Origin of the sequence: Mycolicibacterium aromaticivorans JS19b1 = JCM 16368 (genome assembly GCF_000559085.1) — a bacterium.
Lineage (GTDB): Bacteria > Actinomycetota > Actinomycetes > Mycobacteriales > Mycobacteriaceae > Mycobacterium > Mycobacterium aromaticivorans.
The window spans coordinates 780,278-803,168 of the sequence record NZ_JALN02000001.1; the positions used below are offsets into that span (position 1 = coordinate 780,278).

Genomic DNA, 22,891 nt, shown 5'->3' on the forward strand with positions numbered 1-22,891 from the left:
CATAGCCCAGAGGGCGTTGCCGACATAATTGCTGGGGTACCAGGACTCGAACCTAGAATGAGGGAATCAGAATCCCTAGTGTTGCCAATTACACCATACCCCATCAACGGCCTATAACCGCTGGTCAAGCAGCCTTTTCCTGGTTTCCCAGGGGGTGAGGGCCGCTCCGCCGTGGTTGCGGGCCGACGAGCAGACTATCAAAGATTTTACCCGTCTTTTTCCGGCCCCCCGGCCCGCTCGTGCGCTTCGCGCAGTCGCTGCAGGCTGCGGTCGCGACCGAGCAGCTCCAGCGACTCGAACAGCGGCGGGCTGATCGTGGATCCGGTCACCGCCACCCGGATCGGGCCGAACGCCTTGCGGGGCTTGAGCTCGAGGTTCTCCAGCAGCGCCGCCTTCAGCGCCTCCTCGATGGCCGGCGTCGTCCACTCGGCCACCGCGTCGAGCGCAGTGATCGCCGCGGTCAGCACCGGCGCGGCATCGGGGCCGAGCTCCTTGGCGGCAGCCTTGGGGTCCAGCTCGTAAGCGGCGTCGTCGAAGAACTTCAGCAGCGACCACGCGTCGGAGAGCACCACGATGCGGGTCTGCACCAGCTGCGCGGCGGTGGCGAAACCCGTTTCGTCCAGCCCGGTGTCGTGGCCGTGCGCCTCGAAGTAGGCCCGTAACCGCGCGGCGAACTCTGCCTCGTCCAGACGGCGAATGTGCTCGGCGTTGATCGCGTCGGCCTTCTTCTGGTCGAAGCGCGCCGGGTTGGAGTTGACGTCCACGACGTCGAAGGCTGCGACCATCTCCTCAAGGGTGAAGATGTCCCGGTCCTGGGCGATCCCCCAGCCCAGTAGCGCCAGATAGTTCAGCAGCCCCTCGGGGAGGAATCCCCGATCGCGGTGCAGGAAAAGGTTGGACTCCGGGTCGCGCTTGGACAGCTTCTTGGTGCCCTCCCCCAACACCGGTGGCAGGTGCGCGAATTCGGGCACCCGCTCGGCCACCCCGATACGAATGAGCGCCTGGTACAGCGCGATCTGACGCGGCGTTGAGGGCAGCAGGTCCTCGCCGCGCAGCACGTGGGTGATCTTCATCAGTGCGTCGTCGACCGGATTGACCAAGGTGTACAACGGTTCTCCCGTCGCCCGGGTCAGGGCGAAGTCGGGAACCGTGCCGGCGGCGAACGTCGTCGTGCCGCGGACCAGGTCGTGCCAGCTGATGTCGGCGTCGGGCATCCGCAGCCGCATGACCGCGTTGCGCCCCTCGGCAGCGAAGGCGGCGCGCTGCTCGTCGGTCAGGTCGCGGTCGTAATTGTCATAGCCCAGTTTGGGATTGCGCCCCGCCGCCACATGTCGGGCCTCGACCTCCTCCGGCGTGGAGTAGGCCAGGTAGGCCTCCCCGGAGTCAAGCAGGCGCGCCAGCACATCGCGGTACAGGTCGGTACGTTGCGATTGCCGGTACGGCTCGTGAGGCCCGCCGACCTCCGGGCCCTCGTCCCAGTCCAGACCCAGCCACCGCAATGCTTCAAGCAATGCCGCATAGCTTTCCTCGGAATCACGCGCGGCGTCGGTGTCCTCGATCCGGAACACGAACGTGCCTCCGGTATGGCGGGCGTAGGCCCAGTTGAACAGTGCGGTGCGGACCATCCCGACATGCGGAATTCCGGTCGGCGACGGGCAAAACCGCACGCGCACCGTGTCGTTGGCGGCCGCGGTCATCAATTGCCCTTTCGGATCACGGGATTGGACAACGTTCCGATGCCCTCGACGCTGATGCTGACGGTGTCGCCGTTCTCGATCGGCCCGACGCCTTCGGGAGTGCCGGTGAGAATGAGATCACCGGGCAGCAACGTCATCACCGCCGAGATCCACTCGATGATGGCGCCGATGTCGTGGATCATCATCGAGGTTCGACTCAGCTGGCGCACCTCGCCGTTGACCTCGGTGCGGATCTCCAGATCGGAAGGGTCCAGGTCGGTGACGATCCACGGGCCGACGGGACAGAACGTATCGTGGCCTTTAGCGCGCATCCACTGGCCGTCCGCTTTCTGCTGATCGCGGGCGGACACGTCATTGGCGATGGTGTAGCCGAGGATGTTCTCCGCGGCACGGGCGGCGGGGACGTCCTTACAGGGCCTGCCGATCACCACGGCGAGTTCGCCCTCATGGTGTACCGGTGAAGCATTGGCAGGCAACTGAATTGGCACACCGGGGCCGATGATCGCGGTGTTGGGCTTGAGGAAGATCACCGGGTCCTCCGGCGCTTCACCGCCCATCTCCGCGATGTGCGCCGCGTAGTTCTTTCCCATGCACACCACCTTGCTGGCAAGGATCGGTGCCAGCAGGCGCACATCGGCGAGCGGCCAGGTCCGGCCGGTGAACGTCGGCGTACCGAACGGATGTTCGGCGATTTCACGAACGATTTCGCTCCCACGGTCCCCTTCGATACTGACGAAGGCGACCCCATCGGGGCTGGCAATTCGACCCAGGCGCATGTCAACAGCCTAGTGCTCGGGTCATCGGCTCCCGATACGACCCGGATGTCTCATATTTTGAGAATCAGATTCAGCATTGTGGGACACGGATGGAATCATGGACGCATGGCCGTCGACGCGATCAGCACCGTGCGGCGATGGATGATGCTCGTGATCGCGCTGTTCGCAACGCTGTCCGCCAACGTCTTCATCAACGGGGCCGCATTCCTCATTCCGACCCTGCACACCACGATGGGCCTCGACCTGGCCAAATCCGGTCTGGTGTCGGCGATGCCGAGCTTCGGCATGGTCGTCACCCTGATCGCCTGGGGCTATGTGGTGGACCGGGTCGGTGAGCGTTTCGTGTTGTCGGTCGGCTCCGCGCTGACCGCCGCCGCGGCGCTCGCAGCGGCCACAGCCCACTCCTTGTTCGTGGTGGGCGTCTTCCTGTTCCTGGGCGGAATGGCGGCCGCGAGCAGCAATTCGGCCAGTGGACGGTTGGTGGTCGGGTGGTTTCCGCCACATCAGCGCGGACTGGTGATGGGCATCCGCCAGACCGCTCAGCCGCTCGGAGTGGCGTTCGGTGCGTTGGTGATTCCCCGGCTCGCCCAATCTCACGGCGTTGGTGTCGCGCTGCTGTTCCCGGCGATCGTGTGCGGTGTGGCAGCGGTGGTGTGCGCTGTCGCGGTGGCCGATCCACCACGGCCCCCGCGCGCCGAGGCTCCGGCCGAGCACCTGGCCAACCCCTATCGCGGCTCGGCGCTGCTGTGGCGCATCCACGCCGTGTCGGTGCTGCTCGTGGTGCCGCAGTGCGTGGTGTGGACATTCACCCTGGTGTGGCTGATCACCGACCGCGGCTGGTCCGCGCAAGCCGCCGGCCTGATGGTGATGTTCGCGCAGATCCTGGGAGCGCTGGGACGCATCGCCGCCGGACGCTGGTCGGACCGGTTGGGTCTGCGGCTACGGCCGATTCGCACGATCGCGTTGGCCGCGGCGGCGTCGATGTTCCTGTTGGCGCTCACCGACGCGCTGCACTCACCGCTGAGCATCGCGGTGATGGTCGCGGCGTCGGTGATCACGGTGAGCGACAACGGATTGGCGTTCACCGCGATCGCCGAGATCACCGGGCCGTTCTGGAGCGGCCGGGCGTTGGGCGCGCAGAACACCAGCCAACTGCTGACCACCGGTATCGCTCCGCCGCTGTTCGGCGCGCTGATCGGCGTGCTGGGTTACCCGGTGGCCTTCGCCGTGTGCGCGCTGTTCCCGCTCGTCGCGTTCCCGCTGGTCCCGACGGACCCGCCGCGTCGAGACTAGAGCGCCGCGCGGATCCGCTCGCCGACCTCGCGGGTGGACAACGTCGCATCGCCGCGGGTGGCCAGATGACTGGCGACGGCCTTGTCGACCCGGGCCGCCGCGGCGTCCTCGCCGACGTGACTGAGCAGCAGCGCCACCGACATAACCGCAGCCGTCGGATCCGCGATGCCCTGACCTGCGATGTCGGGCGCACTGCCGTGAACCGGTTCGAACATCGACGGATTCGTCCGCGTCGCATCGATGTTTCCGCTTGCGGCCAGGCCGATTCCACCGCAGACGGCGGCCGATAGATCGGTGATGATGTCGCCGAAGAGGTTGTCGGTGACGATGACGTCGAACCGCCCCGGATCGGTGACCATGTGGATGGTGGCAGCGTCGATGTGCTGATACGCGACATCCACATCGGGGAATTCGGCGCCGACCTCGGCGACGACCCGCGACCACAGGCTGCCCGCGAACGTCAGTACGTTCGTCTTGTGCACCAATGTCAGGTGCTTGCGCCGGGACTGCGCGCGGGCGAACGCATCACGCACCACGCGCTCGACGCCGAACGCGGTGTTCACGCTGACTTCGGTGGCCACCTCGTGCGGGGTTCCGACGCGCAGCGCGCCGCCGTTGCCGGTGTACGGGCCCTCGGTGCCTTCGCGCACCACGACGAAATCGATACCGGTCACCCCGGACAGCGGACTGTCCACACCCGGATACAGCCGACCCGGTCGCAGGTTGACGTGGTGGTCCAGCGCAAACCGCAGTTTGAGCAGCAGCCCACGTTCCAGCACCCCGCTGGGGACCGACGGGTCGCCGATGGCGCCGAGCAGGATGGCGTCGTAGCCGCGCAGTTCCTCGATGGTGTCTTCGGTGAGCAGCTCACCGCTGGCGTGATAGCGACGCGCACCGAGGTCGTATTCGGTCTTCTCCACACCGGGCAGCACCACATCGAGCACCTGCAGCGCTTCGCCGATCACCTCCGGGCCGATACCGTCGCCCGCGATCACCGCCAGTTTCATGACAGGTCCACCACTTCCAGGGTCGTCGCGCCGACGGCCGTGCGGATCGCCGACCGGATATCGTCGGACACATCGCGGTCCAGCCGCAGCATCAGAGTCGCGGCCTCGCCGCTGGTGTCCTGGCTCAGCTGAGCCGCCAGGATGTTCACGTCGGCGTTGCCGAGCACCGTGCCGATCTTGCCCAGCGCCCCGGGCTGATCCGAGTAGTGCAGCACCAGGTTCACCCCCTCGGCGCGCAGATCGAAGTTGCGCCCGTTGATCTGGACGACCTTCTCGACCTGCTGCGGGCCGGACAACGTTCCGGACACGTTTGTGGCGGTGCCGTCGGGACCGACCACCCGGACGTCGACGAGGCTGCGATGGTTGGGGCTCTCGCTCGCCGTCGTCAGTTCGCTCTGCAGGCCCCGTTCGGCGGCCAGGTTCGGCGCGTTGACGAACGTCACCTGCTGATCGGTCACCGTCGAGAAGAATCCGCGCAGCGCCGAAAGTTTCAGCACCTCAACATCTTCGGAGGCAATCTCGCCGGAGACCCGGACCGACAGGTTCGACGCGGCGCCGGTGGACAGCACACCGACCAGCAGGCCGAGCTTGCGGGCCAGGTCCAGCCAGGGTGCCACCTCTTCGCTCACCGCACCGCCGCCGACGTTGACCGCATCCGGCACGAACTCGCCGGCCAGCGCCAGCTTCACGCTCGCCGCCACATCGGTGCCTGCCCGGTCCTGAGCCTCGGCGGTGGAGGCACCCAGGTGCGGGGTGACGACAACCTGCGGCAGTTCGAACAACGGGCTGTCGGTGCACGGTTCGGTGCTGAACACATCGAGGCCCGCCGCGAACACATGACCACTTGTGATCGCATCGGCGAGGGCGTGCTCGTCGATCAGACCACCACGGGCGGCGTTGACGATGACCACGCCCTTCTTGGTCTTCGCCAGCGCCTCCTTGCCGAGCAGACCGGCGGTCTCCGGGGTCTTGGGCAGGTGCACGGAGATGAAGTCGGCCCGGGCCAGCAGGTCGTCGAGCGGCATCAGCTCGATGCCCAGCTGGGCGGCGCGGGCGGCCGGCACGTACGGGTCGTAGGCGATGACGTGGGTGCCGAAGGCGGCCAGGCGCTGCGCCACCAGCTGTCCGATCCGGCCAAGACCCACCACGCCGACGGTCTTGCCGTAGATCTCGGTGCCGGAGAACGACGACCGCTTCCAGGTGTGCTGGCGCAGCGTCGCGTCGGCGGCGGGGATCTGCCGCGCGGCCGACAGCATCAGGGCCAGCGCGTGCTCGGCGGCGCTGTGGATGTTCGACGTCGGCGCGTTCACGACCAGCACCCCGGCAGCGGTGGCGGCGTCGACGTCGACGTTGTCCAGGCCGACGCCGGCCCGGGCGACGATCTTCAGCTTGGGCGCGGCGGCGATCACCTCGGCGTCCACCGTGGTGGCCGAGCGCACCAGCAGGGCGTCGGCGTCGGCGACGGCGGCCAGCAGTTTCGGCCGGTCCGGGCCGTCGACCCAGCGCACCTCGACCTGGTCACCCAGGGCTGCGACGGTCGACTCGGCGAGCTTGTCTGCGATCAACACAACGGGCAGATTCACGCCGGTCAGCCTAGTGGTTGTCGCCCGGTGGACGATCATCGGCCGTGGTGCGGTCTACTTAGACGGTGGACGTGACCGTCGTCGGCAGTGGTCCCAATGGGTTGGCGGCCGCCGTCATCTGCGCGCGCGCCGGCTTGTCGGTGCGCGTCATCGAAGGCCAGCCGACGTTCGGCGGCGGTGCCCGCACCACGGCCGACCCGGAATATCCCGGCATCCGGCATGACGTCTGCTCGGCCGTGCATCCGCTGGCACTGGCCTCCCCCTTCTTCGCCGAGTTCGACCTTCCGGCGCGGGGCGTCGAGTTGATCGTGCCGGAGATCTCCTACGCGAACCCGCTGCCGAACCGGCCCGCCGCGATCGCCTACCACTCGCTGCAGCGCACCTGCGCCGAACTGGACGAGGGCAGCTCGTGGCGGCGGCTGTTCGGTCCGCTGGCGTCCCATCCCGCCGGTGTGCTCGGATTCTTCCTCGGCGACAAGCGCTCGCTGCCACCCGATCTCCTCACCACCGTGCGATCGGGACTGCGGGTGCTCGCCCAGGGCAGCCCGGCGTGGGGCGTGCTGCGCGGCGAGGACGCCCGCGCGCTGTTCACCGGCGTTGGCACCCATGCGATCTCGACGATGCCGTCGCCGGTCAACAGTGGCGCCGGGATCATGCTCGGCACGGTCGCGCACACCGCGGGCTGGCCGGTGCCGGTCGGCGGCAGCCAGGTGATCGTCGACGCGATGCTCGCGGATCTGCAGGCCCACGGCGGCGAGCTGGTGGTCGGCGAGCCGGTGACCTCCCCACCGCCGGGTGTGGTGATCTACGACACCGCGCCCACCGCGCTGCTGGACATCTACGGCTCAGCGGTACCGGATTCTTACGCAAAGTCCTTGCGGCGCTACAAGTTCGGGCCGGGTGTCTGCAAAGTGGACTTCGTGCTCTCCGGCGACATCCCCTGGCGTGACGAGCGGATGGCGAACTCCCCCACCGTCCACATGGGCGGCACCCGCGCGCAGATGGCGTACGGCGAGAAGGAGATCGCCGCGGGGCGCCACGCCGAGTGGCCGATGACGTTGGCGGCGCTGCCGCACCTGTCCGACCCGTCGCGGATCGACTCCGCGGGACGCCGACCGCTGTGGACGTATGCGCACGTTCCGTCGAACTCGACCGAGGACGTCACCGAGACGGTCATCAGAATGTTCGAGAACGCCGCACCCGGATTCCGGGACTTGGTGCTGGCCTCGCGATGTGTGACCGCGGCGCAGATGCCTGCGCACAACGCGAACTACGTCGGCGGCGACATCATCGTCGGCGGGGCGACGCTGTTCGCGGCGATGGTCGGGCCGACGTTGCGCTGGAATCCGTGGACCACCCCGATCCCCAAGGCGTACCTGAGTTCGTCGGCGACTCCGCCGGGGACCGGCGTGCACGGGATGTGCGGTTACTACGCCGCGCGCACGGTGCTCAAGCGTGAATTCGGCCTGCCACTGCCGTCACTCGCCCCCTAAATCCGGCGCGGTTTCGTGCGCTGAGCGCTCGTGGGCGCGCCGTACCTGGTGGATGAAAAAAGAAGCCACGCAGGGGGTCTTCACGACACCCTGCGTGGCTTCAAGTAAAGCGAACTGGCTAAGCCGTTTCGGTGATGGGCCGGTCGACCCAGCTCATCAGGTCGCGCAGCTTCTTGCCAGTGACCTCGATCGGGTGCTCGGCGTTCTTCTTGCGCAGTCCTTCGAGCTCCTTGTTGCCGCCCTCGACGTTGGCGACCAGGCGCTTGACGAAGCTCCCGTCCTGGATGTCCTTGAGGATGCCGCGCATCCGCTCCTTGGTGTCGGCATCGATGACGCGCGGACCGGAGATGTAGCCACCGAACTCCGCGGTGTCGGACACCGAGTAGTTCATCCGGGCGATGCCGCCCTCGTACATCAGGTCGACGATCAGCTTGAGCTCGTGGAGCACCTCGAAGTAAGCCATCTCGGGGGCGTAGCCCGCCTCGACCATGACCTCGAAGCCGGCCTTGACGAGTTCCTCGGTGCCACCGCACAACACGGCCTGCTCACCGAAGAGGTCGGTCTCGGTCTCTTCCTTGAAGTCCGTCTTGATGACGCCCGCGCGGGTACCGCCGATGCCCTTGGCGTAGGACAGCGCCAGCGCCTGGCCCTCACCCTTGGGGTCCTGGTCGACGGCGATCAGGCAGGGCACACCCTTGCCGTCGACGAACTGGCGGCGCACCAGGTGGCCGGGGCCCTTGGGGGCGACCATGCCGATGGTCACGTTGGCCGGCGGCTTGATCAGACCGAAGTGGATGTTCAGGCCGTGGCCGAAGAACAGGGCGTTGCCGTCCTCGAGGTTCGGCTCGATGTCGTTCTTGAAGATCTCGGCCTGCGCGGTGTCCGGGGCCAGCAACATGATGACGTCGGCCCACTTGGCGACCTCGGCGGGAGTGTCGACCTCGAGGCCCTGCTCGGTGACCTTCTCGCGCGACTTGGAGCCCTCCTTGAGGCCGACCTTGACCTGCACGCCCGAGTCACGCAGGCTCAGCGAGTGCGCGTGGCCCTGGCTGCCGTAACCGATCACACCGACCTTGCGGCCCTGAATGATCGACAGGTCGGCGTCATCGTCGTAGAACATCTCAACTGACACGATTGAACTTTCCTTCTGGTTGGTTACTTATGGGTCTTTACTTGGCGTTCGTCATGCCGCGCGGTCCTCGCGACAGTGACACCACGCCGGACTGCACGATCTCGCGCACGCCATAGGGTTCGAGCACCCGCAGGAACGCCTCGATCTTCTCCTGGGTGCCGGTCGCCTCGATGGTCAGCGACTCGGTGGACACGTCGATCACCTTGGCGCGGAACAGGTTCACCGCCTCGATGACCTGCCCGCGGGTGCCGGCGTCGGCGCGGACCTTGATCAGCGCGAGTTCACGGTGCACCGAATTCTCGACGTCCTGCTCGACGATCTTGATCACGTTGATCAGCTTGTTGAGCTGCTTGGTGATCTGCTCGAGCGGTGTCTCCTCCGCGGTGACGACGATCGTCATCCGCGACATGTTCTTCTGCTCGGTGGCTCCGACCGCCAGTGACTCGATGTTGAAGCCGCGCCGGGAGAACAGTGCGGCCACCCGGGCCAGCACACCGGGCTTGTCTTCCACCAACACCGAAAGGGTGTGGGTGACAGTGTTTCCCGCCATCAGGCCCGTCCCTCCTCGTTGTCGTCGAACAGCGGGCGGATGTTGCGCGCCGCCATGATCTCGTCGTTGCCGCAGCCCGCGGCGACCATCGGCCACACCTGGGCGTCGGCGCCGACGATGAAGTCGATCACCACCGGCCGGTCGTTGATGGCCCGGGCCTGGTTGATCACGTCGATCACGTCTTCTTCACGCTCGCAACGCAGCCCGACACACCCGTACGCCTCGGCCAGCTTGACGAAGTCCGGGATGCGATGGCTGTGGGTGGCCAGATCGGTTTGGCTGTACCGCTCTTCGTAGAACAGGGTCTGCCATTGGCGCACCATGCCCAGGTTGCCGTTGTTGATCAGCGCGACCTTGATCGGCACCCCTTCGACCGCGCAGGTGGCCAGCTCCTGATTGGTCATCTGGAAGCAGCCGTCGCCGTCGATCGCCCACACCTCGGCCTCGGGCCTGGCCATCTTGGCGCCCATGGCCGCCGGGACGGCGTAGCCCATGGTCCCCAGACCGCCGGAATTCAGCCAGGTGCGCGGGTTTTCGTAGGAGATGAACTGCGCTGCCCACATCTGGTGCTGGCCGACGCCCGCGACGTAGATGGCGTCCGGCCCGGCGATCTTGCCCAACTGGGAGATCACGTACTCCGGGCTGAGGCTGCCGTCATGCTGCGGGTCATAGCTCAGCGGGTAGGTCGCCTGGATCCCGTTCAGGTACTCCCACCAGTCGTCCTGGTTCGCCCGCGGTTCCGCGCCGGAGATCTTGCGCAGCGCCTCGATCAGTTCGCTGATCGCCAGCTTCACATCGCCCACGATCGGCACGTCGGCGTTGCGGTTCTTACCGATCTCGGCGGGATCGATGTCGACGTGGATGACCTTCGCCTCGGGGGCAAAGGAATCCAGCTTGCCGGTCACCCGGTCATCGAACCGCGCACCCAACGCGATCAGCAGGTCGCTCTTTTGCAGCCCGGCCACCGCGGCGACGGTGCCATGCATACCCGGCATACCCAGGTTCTGCTGGTGGCTGTCCGGGAAGGCACCGCGCGCCATCAGGGTGGTGACCACCGGGATGCCGGTCAGCTCGGCCAGCGTCCGCAACTCGTCGGTGGCCTCACCGCGGATCACGCCGCCGCCGACATAGAGCACCGGCCGACGCGCCGCGGCGATCAGCTTGGCGGCCTCGCGGATCTGCCGGCTGTGCGGCTTGGTGTTGGGCTTGTAGCCGGGCAGATCGATCTGCGGCGGCCATGAGAACGTGCACTGCCCCTGCAAGATGTCCTTCGGGATATCGACAAGAACAGCTCCAGGACGTCCGCTTGACGCGATGTGGAACGCCTCGGCGATCACCCTCGGGATGTCGTCACCGTTGCGCACCAGGAAATTGTGCTTGGTGATCGGCATCGTGATGCCGGAAATGTCGGCTTCCTGGAAGGCGTCGGTCCCGATCAGGCTGCGACCGACCTGCCCGGTGATGGCGACCACCGGGATGGAGTCCATCTGCGCGTCGGCCAACGGGGTGACCAGGTTGGTGGCACCCGGACCCGAGGTGGCCATCATGACCCCGACCTTGCCGGTGGCGTGGGCGTAACCGCTGGCGGCGTGCCCGGCGCCCTGTTCGTGGCGGACCAGCACGTGGCGCAGTTTCTGGGAGTCGTAGAGCGGGTCGTAGACCGGCAGCACCGCGCCGCCCGGGATTCCGAAGATGGTCTCGACGCCGATCTCTTCCAGCGAGCGGACTACCGCCTGGGCGCCCGTGAGCTGCTCCGGGGCGACGCGCTTGGCGGCGGTCGTGCCGTTCTTACCGGCGGAATGGGCTGCGCCTGGGCTGTCGGCGGTGGCCGACGGCTCGGGCGGTCGCGTGGGTGCGCTCACGATGTCGTCCTTTTCGGTCTGCGTTCATTTCTTCGGGCAAGAAAAAACCCCCGTCAGCTTCGGCGGCTGTACGAGGGTTGCGCGCTGGTGCGTGTGGCTATGCCCGTGTCGGGGCAAGCGCGGCACCAACGCGCTGGCCAATTACTACGAGCATTCCGCCGGTCTTCATAACCTGCGACGGTAGCCTCCGCACTGGTCAAGCGTCAAATCCCGACGCGGGCCCCGAGCCGCGCCGCCGGTCAGTGGGATGATGGCAGCCATGGCCTCCCGTCGTGCACCCGATGAATCGACGACCCGACCCGCCGAACCCGTGGTGATCCGGATGTCGCCGATGGCGCATTTCGCCTCGGGCTTTCTGGCCTTGGGCCTGCTGGTGATGATCACCGTGTTCCCCACGTGGGGCGCGGTGTTCATGGTGCTGCCCATCCTGGCGTCGGTGGCGATCGTGCGGCTGCGCACCGTGGCCGACCGAAACACCCTGACGGCACGCACGCTGTTCGGCAGCCGCAGCGTCGGGTGGGATGAAGTCGACGGTCTCGGGTTCGAGCGCACCTCGTGGGCACGGGCGCACCTGAAAGACGGCTCGCAGTTGCTGCTGCCCGCGGTGACATTCACGACGCTGCCGCTGCTGGCCGAGGCCAGCGGCGGGCGGGTGCCCAATCCGTACGAGTGATCAGGCCGTACGAATCAGCCCGTACGAGTGATCAGGCCAGTGGGTTGTTGCCGTGCAGGAACACCCACGCCGCGATGCCCCCACCGATGCCGAGCAGCAACGCGATGAATGACCCGACGAACGGTCGCCGGGCCCAGCCGCGTCCGCCGTCGAATCCATACCGGCCGGGGCCGACCAGGATGACGGCGGATGTCGCGACGATCAGCACCAGCAGGTACTCGATGCCGTCCGGTCCCAAGACGGCGAGGTAGCCGTCCTTGCGCTGCGCCGAGATGATCGTGAGCAAGCTGTTCAGCAGGTAGGCGATCCCGCCTGCGGCGGCGATCGGGGTGAACAATCCGAGCACCAGCAGCACACCCACCAGGATCTGGGCGCCGGCACCGGCATAAGTGAGCAGGCTCGCGTGCTGGTATCCGGCGTCGGCGAGCGCGGTCTTGAAACCGTCCAGGCCCTGGCCGCCCCACCACCCGAAGGCCTTCTGCAGTCCGTGTCCGATGAACGCCGCACCGATGACGACGCGCAACAGCAACATGCCGAGGTCTTGGGTGCCGCGGCGCCCCGCGGCCTTCGCCCGTTCTTCGGCGTCGATGGGTTCGATCTCCATCGGCGTGGCCTGCGAGGGCGTCGGATCCAGGTGCGGCTGCACATAGGGCAGCGGCTCGGGGTCGTGCAGCAGGCCGTAGCCGGTGGACGGCGCCGAACCCGGCAGTCCCGACGTGTAGTGCGGAATCGTCGTGGTCTCGAAGTCGCCACCGTAGGTGGCCGAGGGGAGATCGTCCTCCGGGTCGACCAGCTTGGCCGACGTCGGCCGGGCCGAGGAATCGTCGGGGCGCTGCCAGTGCGGATCGGGGCCTTGACTCGTCACGGGAGTCAGAGTAAGGCCACCCGGGGTGCAAACCGGGGATTTGAGCGGCGCTTCTAGCGGCCAATATTGCCTGGATTTCGCGTCGTGGCCGGGCCGTCGTGGCGAACATCGACGCGATATCCGTAACCTGGCGGGCATGCAGGTACGCCGGTCGGTTCGCGGAGTGCTGGCCGGACTCTGTGCAATGACAGTCGTGGCCGGGTCGTCGGCGGGCTGCGCGAAGTTCAACAACGATATTTCGCAGCCCTTCACCACGGCTCCGCAGCTGGCCCCGGGCCAGCCGTCGACGCCGCCGCCGCCACCGCCGCTGCCGCCCAAGCCCTTCCCCAAGGCCTGCCCCGCGCCCGGAGTCATGCAGGGCTGCCTGGAGAGCACCAGCGGGTTGATCATGGGCCCGGACAGCAAGACCGCACTGGTGGCCGAACGCACCACCGGTGCAGTCAAAGACGTGTCGGTGAGCGCCGAGCCGAAGATCCACACCATCATCCCGGTCGACCCCAGCGGTGACGGTGGGCTGATGGACATCGTGCTGTCCCCCACCTACTCGCAGGACCGGCTGATGTACGCCTACATCACCACGCCCACCGACAACCGGGTGATCCGGGTTGCCGACGGCGACATCCCCAAGGACATCCTGACCGGGATTCCCAAGGGCGCCACCGGCAATAGCGGATCGTTGATCTTCACCAGCCCGACGACGCTCGTCGTGCAGACCGGCGACGCGGGCAACCCGGCGCTGGCCGCGGATCCGAAGTCATTGGCCGGCAAGGTCATCCGCCTCGAACAACCGACCACCGTGCAACCCGCGCCGCCCACCACCGCACTGTCCGGGATGGGTCCGGCCGGTGGCATGTGCATCGATCCCACCGACAAGTCGCTCTACATCACCGATCGCTCCGTGGCCGGTGACCGCCTGCAGCGCATCACGCCGGACGCCAAGACCTCCACGGTGTGGACGTGGCCGGACCGGCCCGGAGTCGCGGGCTGTGCCGCGCTGGACGGCACCGTGCTGGTGAACCTGGTCAACGCCAAGCAGACCGTCGCGGTGCGACTGGCGAAGGGCACCGGGTCGGTGACCGGCGAGCCCGAGGTGGTGCGCCAGGACACGCACGGGCACGCTTGGGCGCTGCAGGTCGCCCCGGACGGAAACATCTGGGGCGCAACGATCAACCGCACCGCCGGTGACGCCGAGAAGCTCGACGACGTGGTCTTCCCGCTCTTCCCGCAGGGCGGCGGCTTCCCTCGCAGCAACGCCGACAACACCTGACACCCAAACCAAACGGACCTCCCGCAGCTGGTCGTTTTTGATCCACATCCGCAGGTGGCGGGCCTGTCAGCGAACCCGGCTCTGGTAGCGTCTACCAAATATCGGGTTCCAGCCAATGGAGGAGTCGTGGGTCGCTCGCGCATGACACCGAACGCGGGGACGAGCCATGCCTACGACGACGGCACGCGCCGTACCGAGATCTTGCAGACCGCGGCCTCGATCATCGCGACGTCCGGCCTGCGCACGTCCTTGCAGGAGATCGCCGACGCGGCAGGCATTCTTCCCGGCAGCCTGTATCACCACTTCGATTCCAAAGAAGCGATCCTCGTCGAGTTGCTGCACCGCTATCACGAGGACCTGGACCGGATCGCCGACGAGGCGCAGAGCCGTCTCAACGATCCCGACTTCCACCCGGCCTTCGACCAGATCGCCGACCTCTGCAAGGCGATCGCGCAGTGCTCGGTCACCCATCGCGCGGCTCTGCAGATGTCGTTCTACGAGGGCCCGAGTTCGAATCACGAGCTGACCGTCCTGGCGGCGCGCCGCCCTACCGCTCTGCTGCAGTCGATGCTGGAAACCCTTCGGGCAGCGCGCTGGAGCGGCTATCTGAGGTCCGATGTGGACCTGGCCGTGCTGGCCGAACGGATCGTGCAGACGATGCTGCAGATCGGACTCGATGTCATCCGCGGCAACGCAAGCTCCGACAAGTCGGCGGCGCTGCTGTGCCGAATCCTCCTCGAGGGCCTGGCCGCCGGCTCACCGACCGACGAACAGCTGGATGCGTCCGCGGCGTTCCTGGCCGCCGACGCGGTCGTCCGGTCCTGGACCGATGGTGCCGACGCCGAGGCGGACGACAAGGCGGCCCACGTACGCGCCATCGCCAGAACCGAATTCGGCAAGAAGGGCTACGAGGTCACGACCGTCCGCGACATCGCGTCGGCGGCCGGCATGGGCACCGGGACGGTGTACCGATTGATCGGGTCCAAGGACCAGCTGCTGGCGGCGATCATGCAGTCGTTCGGCGAGAAGGTCGCCATGGGGTGGTCGGAGGTCTTGGCGTCGGACTCCTCGAGTGTCGAGAAGTTGGATGCCCTGAGCTGGATCAACACCAATGCGATGGACCGCTTCGCCGACGAGTTCCGGATTCAGCTGGCGTGGATGCGGCAGTCTCCTCCGGACACGCCCAATCCCGGATGGCTGTTCACCAAGCGGGTGCGTCAGATGAAAGCCTTGCTCTCCGAAGGCATCACGTCCGGTGAGATCAGCATCGACAGCCCGTCCAACGATCTGCTCGCGCGCTCGGTGATCTGCGTCGGCTGGATTCCCGAGAGCATCCTTCGCCAGGTCGGCACGCGTGCCTCGCTGTTGTGCGTGCGCGACACATCACTTCGCGGCGTCGTCGTCACACGGTCGTAGGTGTCGCTCGCTACCGAGGATCGAAGAGCACCGGCAACGACGTCGGCGACCGGAAGATCTGCCCGCGGATGTGCGGATCATCGCCGTCGGGATCCATCCGCAGGTTGGGCAGTCGGTCCAGCAGAAGGTTGACAGCGGTGCGCATTTCGAGCCGGGCGAGGTGCATGCCGAGGCAGACGTGCACGCCGTAGCCCCAGCCGAGGCTGCTGCGCGGTTCGCGGAAGATGTCGAACCTGTCGGGATCCGGCCAACGATCCTCCTGCCGGTTCGCCGCCCCCAGCATCGGCATCACCGACGCACCCGCCGGAATCGGCACCCCGCCCAGTTCGGTGTCGCGGGTGGCCACCCGAGTGATGGTGAGCAGCGGTGGATTCCACCGCACCCCCTCCTCGATGGCCTGGGGCAGCAGTGACCGGTCGTTGCGCACCGCGTCGAGCTGAGCGGGGTCGGACAGTAACGCGAACAACAGATTCCCGAGGGACCGGTACGTCGTCTCCACTCCGGCAGGCAGCAGCAGTCGCAGAAACGAGAAGATCTCCTCGTCCGCCAGCTTCGAGCCGTCGATCTCGGCGGCGGCCAGCAGGCTGATCAGGTCGTCGCGCGGCTCAGCGCGGCGTGCCTCGAGGATCGGCCGGTAATACTCCACCAGCGCCGCCGACGCCGCCAGTCCCCGTTCAGGATTCACGATCCAGCTCAGCAGTGAGATCGACCAGCGTTGGAATTGCGGGTAGTCCTCCTCGGGCAACCCCAGCAGTCCGGCGATGATCCGGCTCGGATAGGTGAAGGTGAACTCTTTCACCAGATCCGCCTTGCCGTTCGCCGCGAAGGCATCGATCAACTCGTCACCCACCCGCGCGACCAGTTCGTCTTGAAACCGGGCCAGCGACTTCTGGGAGAACGCGTTCGAGATCAGCGCGCGCAACCGGCCGTGCACGGGTTCATCCATGCCGAGCATCACCCCGTCGCCCAGTACCGGGCCGAAGGCCGCGATCACTCCGGCCGACGAGAACGTCTCGTTGTCGCGCAGCATCTGCTGGGCTTCTTCGAAGCGGTACACGATGAAGACCGGTAAGCCGGCTTCCCCGGGCATCGACGAGCCTTCGATGCGCTGGACCGGCTCCTCTCGACGCAGCCGGGCCAGCTCCGGAAACGGATCGCGCACGTTGCCGGACACGACATCGTCGAACGAACCGAAGTCGTCGAGGTCGTCGAAGAGTTGTTCCATACCGGGCTCCTAGATCGGGATTCGTGGTCAGTCAGCAGGATTCGGCGGCGCGCAGGCACCTTCACCGGGCGGTCGGGGCGTCACGTCGGGGCGACCGTCCGGCAGACCCTGCTGCCAGGTCGACCACTTGCCCACCGAGAACGGACCCTGCGCCCCCGCCTTCTCGTAGTTGCCCTGCGGGTCGTAGACCTTGGCCTCGGGATAGGGCCACGGACACGCGACGGAGGTGGCGGCGCCGCTGGCCTTGATCACCCAGAACCAGCTGCCGTACGCGAAGTACGAGACGTTGATGATCGCGAACATCACCAGGAAGGTGCCGAGGACCGGCCTGGCCGGAAAGATCCTGGCCCTGGCGGCGAGCTTCTCCGCAACCGACTTCCCGGTGTCGTCGCGGTAGACCAGGATGGCCGCCGGGATCATCACGAATGTCACCGACAACGACTCCCAGAGCAGTGGGAACTGGAATGTGCTGCCGGGGAACAACGTTCCGAACGGGATAGCCTGAGAGTAGATGTACAACCCGGTCCGGACCAGGCTGATCTCGAGTATCGCATCGAAGATGAACCCGATGACCAGCACCAAGGCGCCGAGGCTGATCAGCGGGCGGCGGCTGACGTACGACGCGGGACCGTACTTGGCCTGCAGCTTGCGCAGAATCCAGATCGCCGGGAAGTACGGCCCGAAGTAGAACGTGACGTAGCCGAACACGATGAAGGGCTCCACGGTCGGCGACATCATGATCAGGTACCAGGATTCCGGCCAGTGCACCAAGGCCGGGTTGTACACCGCATACGGCGACCAGTTCATGATCGGGTCCTGCCACACGATGAGCGTCGTGCACAGCACCATCAGCAGCACGGGGCTGCCCGGGTTCTTTCGCCAGCCGCGGATGAAGACGACCGTGAGCACCGCGACCATGAGTGCTGCACCGATCTGCGGTACCAGCTGCCAGTGATCCCAGCCGTTGAGGAATTCGACGGGGCGGGGTCGACCCTCGACGTTCGGGTTGGCCACCCGTGGGTCGACGCGGGTACGCCCGACCGCTGCGAACACGCCGAGAAAGCCGAGCCAGGCAGCCAGCGAGATCACTCGGCCCCAGTTCGGCCCGGCGCGAGGGGTTTCCGTCGGTGGCGGTGTGGGCGCGGATTCCTGCGTTGTCATCGAAATCAGTCCTCCGCGCCGAAGCGATCGACCAGGTGTGAGTTGATGCCGTCGGGATCGAGCGTGCGCGCCACCAGGTAGCCGGCTCCCATCCACGCGCGCCGCGTCCATTTACCCAGCGACACGCGGGTTCCCGGCGCACCGGAGGCGGCCGGCATCATCTTCACCCGCTCCAGCGCCTCCTTCACGCCCCGGGGGCTGAGCGGATGTGAGTCGGCGAACGCGCGCACCAGCGTCGCGGCGACGTCATGGTTGACCACCGTCACGCAGTATTCGGGCCGGCTGCCGTTGTAGCGGGCGGCGTACCGGTTCAGCCACGCCTGCCCGATCGGGTTGCCCTCGTCGTACTGGTCGACCCCGGTCCAGCCCATGAAGGCGTTCCACATGATCGGATTGACCCAGGCGTTCTGAAAGGCGGTGGTGGTGAACCGCGGTGGATCCCAGCCGAGCGCCTCTAGCGCCGGATTGACGAAGACGATCCCGAAACCGAAGCCCAGATGTACGACGGCGTCGGCTTTCGCTTCGTGCAGCGAGCGGACCGCCCCGTCGACATCCTGCGCCGTCTGCGCGACAGCAGCCTCGGCGACGATGCGAATACCTTTGCGGCGGCAGGCACTTCGGAGGTTCTTCAGGTAGCTCTCACCGATCAGGCTTTGTTCGACCAGCACACCGATGTTCGTCAGGCCGCGCTTGGCCGCGAGATCGGCGATGAAGATCGGCTCGTCGGTCATCGAGCCCTGGGGAAACGAGAAGGTCCACTCCCCCAGCCAATCGTCGGTCCCGGTGACACTGATGGCAGGGACCTTGAAACGGTCCTCGATCGCCTCGCGCAGCGGCACACAGTTGTCGGTGATGTTGGGCCCGAACACCACCAGAGCGCCTTCGTCGACGAGCTCGCCGTAGGCGTCGATCACGGCTTTCACGCTGCCTTTCGGCAGACCCTCGACTTCCTTGTAGATCATCTGAACCGGCCGATCGAGGACGCCGTCGGCGATGGCTTCCTCGAAGACGAGGTCAAAGCATCGGGTGAAGGACGACAGCAGCTCGTCGGGAAAGCCGGGGGGCAACCTGAAGTCCATCAGGTAGCCGACCTTGATCGGCTCGGCGGTGCTCTCGTAAGACATTGACGTCTCCTGGTCAGGCCGGTGCGGCGAGGTAGATGTCGATCATTTCGGCAAGCCCACGGCTGACGACTGCATCGTCGGTCAGCGGCCCCGCGATCGCGGCGAGGGCGGCGTCGCGCATCGGCAACCCCTCGGCGACTAGCCTGCCCGCCGCGATCAGCACCCGCGTCGATGCCACTTCGCGAAGTCCGCCCGTCTCCAGGCGACGTACCGCCTGACCGAAACGCACCAGTTCAGCTGCCACCGAGCGGGTGACGGACGCCTCCCGGGTCACGATCACCTCCTCGACTTCGGTTGCGGGAAAACCAAAGTCGATGGCAACCATGCGTTGACGGGTGGAGTCCTTCAGATCCTTCAGCACGCTCTGATAGCCCGGGTTGTACGAGACGACCAGCCCGAAACCGGGCGCCGCGTCGAGCGTCACGCCGAGGCGCTCGATCGGCAGCTGGCGGCGGTGATCGGCGAGGGGATGCAGGACCACCGTCGTGTCCTGGCGCGCCTCGACCACCTCGTCGAGGTAGCAGATCGCCCCCTCGCGCACCGCGTGGCTCAGCGGCCCGTCGACCCATACCGTCTCGTCACCGCGCAGCAGATACCGGCCGACCAGATCGGCGGTGGTCAGGTCGTCGTGGCACGCCACGGTGATCAGCGGGCGGCCGAGGTCGTGGGCCATCGCCTCGACGAACCGGGTCTTGCCACAGCCCGTGGGACCTTTCAGCAGCAGTGAAAGCCCCTGCCGGTAGGCCGCTTTGAAGACGGCCTCCTCGTTGCCGAGCGCCTGGTAGTACGGACGCTCGCCGCCGGGAATACACGTGGCACCGTTGCGGTGCTCGAGCTCGCCCGGGAGCTGTGGCATGACGTTCTTTCCTTCCCCGCCGTTCTGCGGTGTAGGCAGCCTATCGCGGAACAGATGTTTGTTTCAAGCGCGTGCCGCCGGCACCCGTCGCCGGGCCTCAGCTGCGCGGACGGCTGACCGGAACAGCGGTCCGACCACACCGTGAAGCTGTTCCGGACGGCTCACCACCGCATGGGCAGCGCTGCCGAAGACGCGACGAAGCTCGGCCGAATCGACGCTCGCACCCACCGTCAGACACACACACCCCGTACCGCTGCGACGCGCCTCGGTCAGTGCCCGGCGCGCGTCGGCGGCGCCGTAGCCGCGCTCGTAACCGTGGTCGTAGGCAAGGCCGTCCGACAACACGACGAGTAGGCGTCGCGGCGTTCCGCCCCGCTCCTCCAGCACCCTTGTGCCGTGCCGGATGGCGGCCCCGAGGCGCGAATACGCCACCGGTTCAACGCTGTTGAGCTTGCGCAGCACTCGGGTGTCCAGATGGTCGTCCATGCGTTTGATCGGCATCACGTTCACTGCGTTGCGGCCCTGAGAGTTGTAGGCGTACAACGCAACACGATCACCTAGGTCGTTCAGCGCCACGACCAGATCGGCGGCGGCGCGGCGTTGCTGTTCATGGACTGTCTTGCCCAGCGTCCCGGCCTCCGCCGACGAACCCGATACGTCGAGCAACACCAGCACCGACAGGTCGCGGCGGCGGCGCAGGCTGTCCAGATACACCGATTCATCGGGCACCGATCCGGCCCGCACCTCCACACGTGCGGATACAGCGGCATCGATGTCGATCTCATCGCCCTGCGGCTGCCGGTGCCGGCGATGCAGACCCATGCCGAGGCGCGCGAGCGGGCGGCGAAGCGCGACGGCGTCGGCGATGGCCGCCGAAGCATCGGGCTCCACCCGGGGTTCGACCTCGCGGACCGTGCACCAGTTCGGGCGGTACCGCATGTGGTTGACGTCCCACTCCGGATAGGTCATTCCGCTCGCATCAGCGTCCGCCCCGTCTTCGGTCGCCGCTGACGCGGTCGAGGACACCGCGTGGGCGCCTCGCGTGGACACGTTGGCGCAATGCGTCGGTGAATCCGCGCCCGGGGGCCCACCGCCAGAACTACCGGCACGGGTGGACGACAGCATCTTCTTCAACCACCTCCCGAGGAACCCGCCACCACCGACCGGACTGGAAAAGAGGTCGGGACCGTCTGCCGCCGTGATCAATTCACCGTCGTCGAGTGCCTCGATCTCCGCCACGCCATCCCGCCTCGGGATGTGGCCGACCGAGTCATAGTCGGTTTCCTTGGCCCCACGCCTGATCGTCTCGAGTACCTGCTTCGGCCGGATCTCCCCGAAATGCGGAGGCGCTTCGACAATCGGCGCCGAACCTCTCGCGATCGCCAGTGACTCCGAGGCCGATTGGCTGCCGCCCGCGACTGCGGGTGTAGCCGGCGACGCCAGCACGCCCGGCAGTACGTCGGCGTTTGCCAGCACCGCGCGGCGCCCCTCGACGGCCAGGTACCGAGCTACCAGCCGGGTCTTGCGACCCAGCGCTCGGACGATCTCCGCATCGAGACTGCCCGCCGCGATGAGCGATGCTTGCACGGCGATGGCGTCGATGATCGCGCACCGGTCGCCGCCGGGATCGACGAAGATGCGCTGGCCGTCGGTCCACGACGGTGAGCCGGGCTCAGCGGGCGCCACCACCACGGTGCGCCCCGCCAGAGCCGATGCCATGAGGGCCAGCCGGGCGAGTCGCTCGTTGTCCACCACCGAGCACCTCCGTCCTTCCGGACCGGCCGTTGGCCTCGTTGACCAAATATCTGTTCCACCGTAGGGTTCGATCGAACAGCAGTCAACTGCCTGATTACGCGGTGTCGGGGTCGCGGTTATCCGAACCGAATTGACAAGGGTGACGACATGATCGACTTCACGGGCCAATCAGTCATCGTGACCGGTGCCGGTCGTGGGCTCGGCCGGTTGTACGCGCTCGACGTGGCCAGGCGGGGTGCGGCCGTCGTCGTCAATGACCTCGGTTCGACCATGCACGGGGACGGAGTGGACTCGTCGGTCGCCGATTCGGTGGTCGAGGAGATCACCAGTTCCGGAGGACGCGCGGTCGCGTCATACGACTCGGTCGACACCGCGGCGGGTGGGGCGGCGATCGTCGACGCGGCCATGACGTCGTTCGGCCGCCTCGATGCCGTCATCAGCAACGCGGGCATCTTCGGCAGCGTCGCCTTCGACGAGCTCTCGCAGGACGATTGGACGCGAATGCTGCGGGTCCATCTCGATGGCGGCTTTCACCTGTCACAGCCTGCCTACCGGGTGATGAGGGCGGCCGGTGGTGGCCGCTTCGTGTTCATCTCGTCCTCGGCGGGCGTCTTCGGCCAGCCGATGGAGGCGCACTATGCGGCAGCCAAGGCGGGTCTCATCGGTCTGTCGAATGTCATTGCGATCGAGGGGCAAGCGCACGGAATTCGCGCCAACTCCGTACTCCCCACGGGGTTCTCCCGGATGGTGACCGAGACCGTCGGCGACGAGAAGTTTCTCACCGAATCCGGCTTCATGCGCGCTATCAGGCCGGAACTGGTGGTCCCGCTGGTGGTGTTCCTGGCGAGTACGGCGTGCACGTTCACCCATCGCAACTATTCGGCATGCGCGGGACGCTACGCGCGGGCGTTCATCGGGCTCAGCGAAGGGTGGCTGGCCGATGTCGGCACCGTGCCGTCAGCCGAGGACATCTCGGGCAATCTCGACCAGATATCGGCCACCGAGAAGTTCATCGTGCCGGAGTCGATCGTCGACGAGGTCCTCGAGGTCTGTGATCGCCGCGGCATCAGCCCGATGCCGGGCGGTGCCGACGTCTTGTTTCCGGAACCGCCGAAGACGATGTCCCGAAACTGATTCCGCGACCGCGTCGCGCCGG

General features: G+C 66.9%; 19 protein-coding genes and 1 tRNA gene. 6 read left to right on the forward strand and 14 right to left on the reverse strand.

The window, feature by feature from the left end; all coding sequences use genetic code 11:
* Positions 1-31 precede the first annotated feature (31 nt).
* The 3 genes from Y900_RS03750 to Y900_RS03760 form a co-directional block, all read right to left on the reverse strand.
* Positions 32-103, reverse strand: a tRNA-Gln gene (locus tag Y900_RS03750).
* 103 nt (positions 104-206) lie between these two features.
* Positions 207-1,697, reverse strand: coding sequence for a glutamate--tRNA ligase (gene gltX / locus Y900_RS03755; protein ID WP_036339167.1), 1,491 nt, complete (start codon positions 1,695-1,697; stop codon positions 207-209).
* Positions 1,697-2,473: a fumarylacetoacetate hydrolase family protein gene (locus tag Y900_RS03760; protein WP_036339170.1), complete on the reverse strand. Its 777-nt coding sequence runs from the start codon at positions 2,471-2,473 to the stop codon at positions 1,697-1,699. Before Y900_RS03760 ends, gltX begins: the two co-directional genes overlap by 1 nt.
* A gap of 105 nt (positions 2,474-2,578) precedes the next feature.
* Between Y900_RS03760 and Y900_RS03765 the strand changes: the two genes are divergently transcribed.
* Positions 2,579-3,766 (forward strand): MFS transporter, encoded by a 1,188-nt coding sequence (locus Y900_RS03765; protein ID WP_036339173.1) that lies wholly within the window; start codon positions 2,579-2,581, stop codon positions 3,764-3,766.
* Here the strand turns inward: Y900_RS03765 and Y900_RS03770 are convergent.
* Together Y900_RS03770 and serA are read right to left on the reverse strand one after the other, a co-directional pair.
* On the reverse strand, positions 3,763-4,773 hold the full coding sequence (locus tag Y900_RS03770; RefSeq protein WP_036339176.1) for a 3-isopropylmalate dehydrogenase: 1,011 nt from the start codon (positions 4,771-4,773) through the stop codon (positions 3,763-3,765). The two genes, Y900_RS03765 and Y900_RS03770, sit on opposite strands and share 4 nt — an antisense overlap.
* Positions 4,770-6,356: a phosphoglycerate dehydrogenase gene (gene serA, locus Y900_RS03775; RefSeq protein ID WP_036339179.1), complete on the reverse strand. Its 1,587-nt coding sequence runs from the start codon at positions 6,354-6,356 to the stop codon at positions 4,770-4,772. The genes Y900_RS03770 and serA overlap by 4 nt, the downstream gene beginning before the upstream one ends.
* Positions 6,357-6,421: 65 nt before the next feature.
* Here serA and Y900_RS03780 point away from each other — a divergent pair, with 65 nt between their 5' ends.
* Complete coding sequence (locus tag Y900_RS03780) at positions 6,422-7,849, forward strand: phytoene desaturase family protein (protein WP_036339182.1); 1,428 nt, start codon at positions 6,422-6,424, stop codon at positions 7,847-7,849.
* Between the two features lie 118 nt (positions 7,850-7,967).
* Here the strand turns inward: Y900_RS03780 and ilvC are convergent, their stop codons facing one another.
* From ilvC to Y900_RS03795, 3 genes are read right to left on the reverse strand one after another with little or no spacing between them, the layout of a single operon-like run.
* Positions 7,968-8,969 carry a ketol-acid reductoisomerase gene (gene ilvC, locus Y900_RS03785; RefSeq protein WP_192827558.1) on the reverse strand — a complete coding sequence of 334 codons (1,002 nt, stop codon included), beginning with the start codon at positions 8,967-8,969 and terminating at the stop codon, positions 7,968-7,970.
* Positions 8,970-9,018: 49 nt separating this feature from the next.
* Complete coding sequence (gene ilvN, locus Y900_RS03790) at positions 9,019-9,531, reverse strand: acetolactate synthase small subunit (RefSeq protein WP_036339188.1); 513 nt, start codon at positions 9,529-9,531, stop codon at positions 9,019-9,021.
* Positions 9,531-11,393, reverse strand: a complete 1,863-nt coding sequence (locus Y900_RS03795; protein WP_036339191.1) for an acetolactate synthase large subunit — start codon at positions 11,391-11,393, stop codon at positions 9,531-9,533. Before Y900_RS03795 ends, ilvN begins: the two co-directional genes overlap by 1 nt.
* A gap of 259 nt (positions 11,394-11,652) precedes the next feature.
* Here Y900_RS03795 and Y900_RS03800 point away from each other — a divergent pair, with 259 nt between their 5' ends.
* On the forward strand, positions 11,653-12,066 hold the full coding sequence (locus Y900_RS03800; RefSeq protein WP_051660304.1) for a PH domain-containing protein: 414 nt from the start codon (positions 11,653-11,655) through the stop codon (positions 12,064-12,066).
* Between the two features lie 31 nt (positions 12,067-12,097).
* Here Y900_RS03800 and Y900_RS03805 read toward each other — a convergent pair whose 3' ends face one another.
* The gene (locus tag Y900_RS03805; protein ID WP_036339194.1) at positions 12,098-12,931 is read right to left on the reverse strand and encodes a DoxX family protein; all 834 of its coding nucleotides are present in this window, start codon (positions 12,929-12,931) and stop codon (positions 12,098-12,100) included.
* Positions 12,932-13,067: 136 nt separating this feature from the next.
* Here Y900_RS03805 and Y900_RS03810 point away from each other — a divergent pair, with 136 nt between their 5' ends.
* Both Y900_RS03810 and Y900_RS03815 read left to right on the forward strand, forming a co-directional pair.
* On the forward strand, positions 13,068-14,198 hold the full coding sequence (locus Y900_RS03810; protein ID WP_036339196.1) for a PQQ-dependent sugar dehydrogenase: 1,131 nt from the start codon (positions 13,068-13,070) through the stop codon (positions 14,196-14,198).
* Between the two features lie 126 nt (positions 14,199-14,324).
* Positions 14,325-15,614 carry a TetR/AcrR family transcriptional regulator gene (locus Y900_RS03815; RefSeq protein WP_036339199.1) on the forward strand — a complete coding sequence of 430 codons (1,290 nt, stop codon included), beginning with the start codon at positions 14,325-14,327 and terminating at the stop codon, positions 15,612-15,614.
* A 10-nt stretch (positions 15,615-15,624) separates the two neighbouring features.
* Here Y900_RS03815 and Y900_RS03820 read toward each other — a convergent pair whose 3' ends face one another.
* The 5 genes from Y900_RS03820 to Y900_RS03840 form a co-directional block, all read right to left on the reverse strand.
* Positions 15,625-16,839 (reverse strand): cytochrome P450, encoded by a 1,215-nt coding sequence (locus Y900_RS03820; protein ID WP_036339204.1) that lies wholly within the window; start codon positions 16,837-16,839, stop codon positions 15,625-15,627.
* A gap of 27 nt (positions 16,840-16,866) precedes the next feature.
* The gene (locus Y900_RS03825; RefSeq protein ID WP_036339207.1) at positions 16,867-18,000 is read right to left on the reverse strand and encodes a spirocyclase AveC family protein; all 1,134 of its coding nucleotides are present in this window, start codon (positions 17,998-18,000) and stop codon (positions 16,867-16,869) included.
* Positions 18,001-18,005: 5 nt separating this feature from the next.
* Complete coding sequence (locus Y900_RS03830) at positions 18,006-19,124, reverse strand: ABC transporter substrate-binding protein (protein WP_036339210.1); 1,119 nt, start codon at positions 19,122-19,124, stop codon at positions 18,006-18,008.
* A 13-nt stretch (positions 19,125-19,137) separates the two neighbouring features.
* Positions 19,138-19,980, reverse strand: a complete 843-nt coding sequence (locus Y900_RS03835; protein ID WP_036339213.1) for a CbbQ/NirQ/NorQ/GpvN family protein — start codon at positions 19,978-19,980, stop codon at positions 19,138-19,140.
* Between the two features lie 63 nt (positions 19,981-20,043).
* A complete protein-coding gene (locus tag Y900_RS03840; RefSeq protein WP_081845267.1) occupies positions 20,044-21,699 on the reverse strand; it encodes a nitric oxide reductase activation protein NorD in 1,656 nt (551 codons plus the stop codon).
* Between the two features lie 183 nt (positions 21,700-21,882).
* On the opposite strand from Y900_RS03840, the gene Y900_RS03845 reads away from it, so the two are divergent.
* Positions 21,883-22,869 (forward strand): SDR family NAD(P)-dependent oxidoreductase, encoded by a 987-nt coding sequence (locus tag Y900_RS03845; protein ID WP_036339219.1) that lies wholly within the window; start codon positions 21,883-21,885, stop codon positions 22,867-22,869.
* Positions 22,870-22,891: the final 22 nt, after the last annotated feature.

Bases quoted from the DNA above. Each gene is read 5' to 3' on its own strand.
- gltX (WP_036339167.1), bottom strand. From the start codon at position 1,697: ATGACCGCGGCCGCCAACGACACGGTGCGCGTGCGGTTTTGCCCGTCG.
- Y900_RS03760 (WP_036339170.1), bottom strand. From the start codon at position 2,473: ATGCGCCTGGGTCGAATTGCCAGCCCCGATGGGGTCGCCTTCGTCAGT.
- Y900_RS03765 (WP_036339173.1), top strand. From the start codon at position 2,579: ATGGCCGTCGACGCGATCAGCACCGTGCGGCGATGGATGATGCTCGTG.
- Y900_RS03770 (WP_036339176.1), bottom strand. From the start codon at position 4,773: ATGAAACTGGCGGTGATCGCGGGCGACGGTATCGGCCCGGAGGTGATC.
- ilvC (WP_192827558.1), bottom strand. From the start codon at position 8,969: ATGTTCTACGACGATGACGCCGACCTGTCGATCATTCAGGGCCGCAAG.
- ilvN (WP_036339188.1), bottom strand. From the start codon at position 9,531: ATGGCGGGAAACACTGTCACCCACACCCTTTCGGTGTTGGTGGAAGAC.
- Y900_RS03800 (WP_051660304.1), top strand. From the start codon at position 11,653: ATGGCCTCCCGTCGTGCACCCGATGAATCGACGACCCGACCCGCCGAA.
- Y900_RS03810 (WP_036339196.1), top strand. From the start codon at position 13,068: ATGCAGGTACGCCGGTCGGTTCGCGGAGTGCTGGCCGGACTCTGTGCA.
- Y900_RS03820 (WP_036339204.1), bottom strand. From the start codon at position 16,839: ATGGAACAACTCTTCGACGACCTCGACGACTTCGGTTCGTTCGACGAT.
- Y900_RS03825 (WP_036339207.1), bottom strand. From the start codon at position 18,000: ATGACAACGCAGGAATCCGCGCCCACACCGCCACCGACGGAAACCCCT.
- Y900_RS03830 (WP_036339210.1), bottom strand. From the start codon at position 19,124: ATGTCTTACGAGAGCACCGCCGAGCCGATCAAGGTCGGCTACCTGATG.
- Y900_RS03835 (WP_036339213.1), bottom strand. From the start codon at position 19,980: ATGCCACAGCTCCCGGGCGAGCTCGAGCACCGCAACGGTGCCACGTGT.
- Y900_RS03840 (WP_081845267.1), bottom strand. From the start codon at position 21,699: ATGGCATCGGCTCTGGCGGGGCGCACCGTGGTGGTGGCGCCCGCTGAG.
- Y900_RS03845 (WP_036339219.1), top strand. From the start codon at position 21,883: ATGATCGACTTCACGGGCCAATCAGTCATCGTGACCGGTGCCGGTCGT.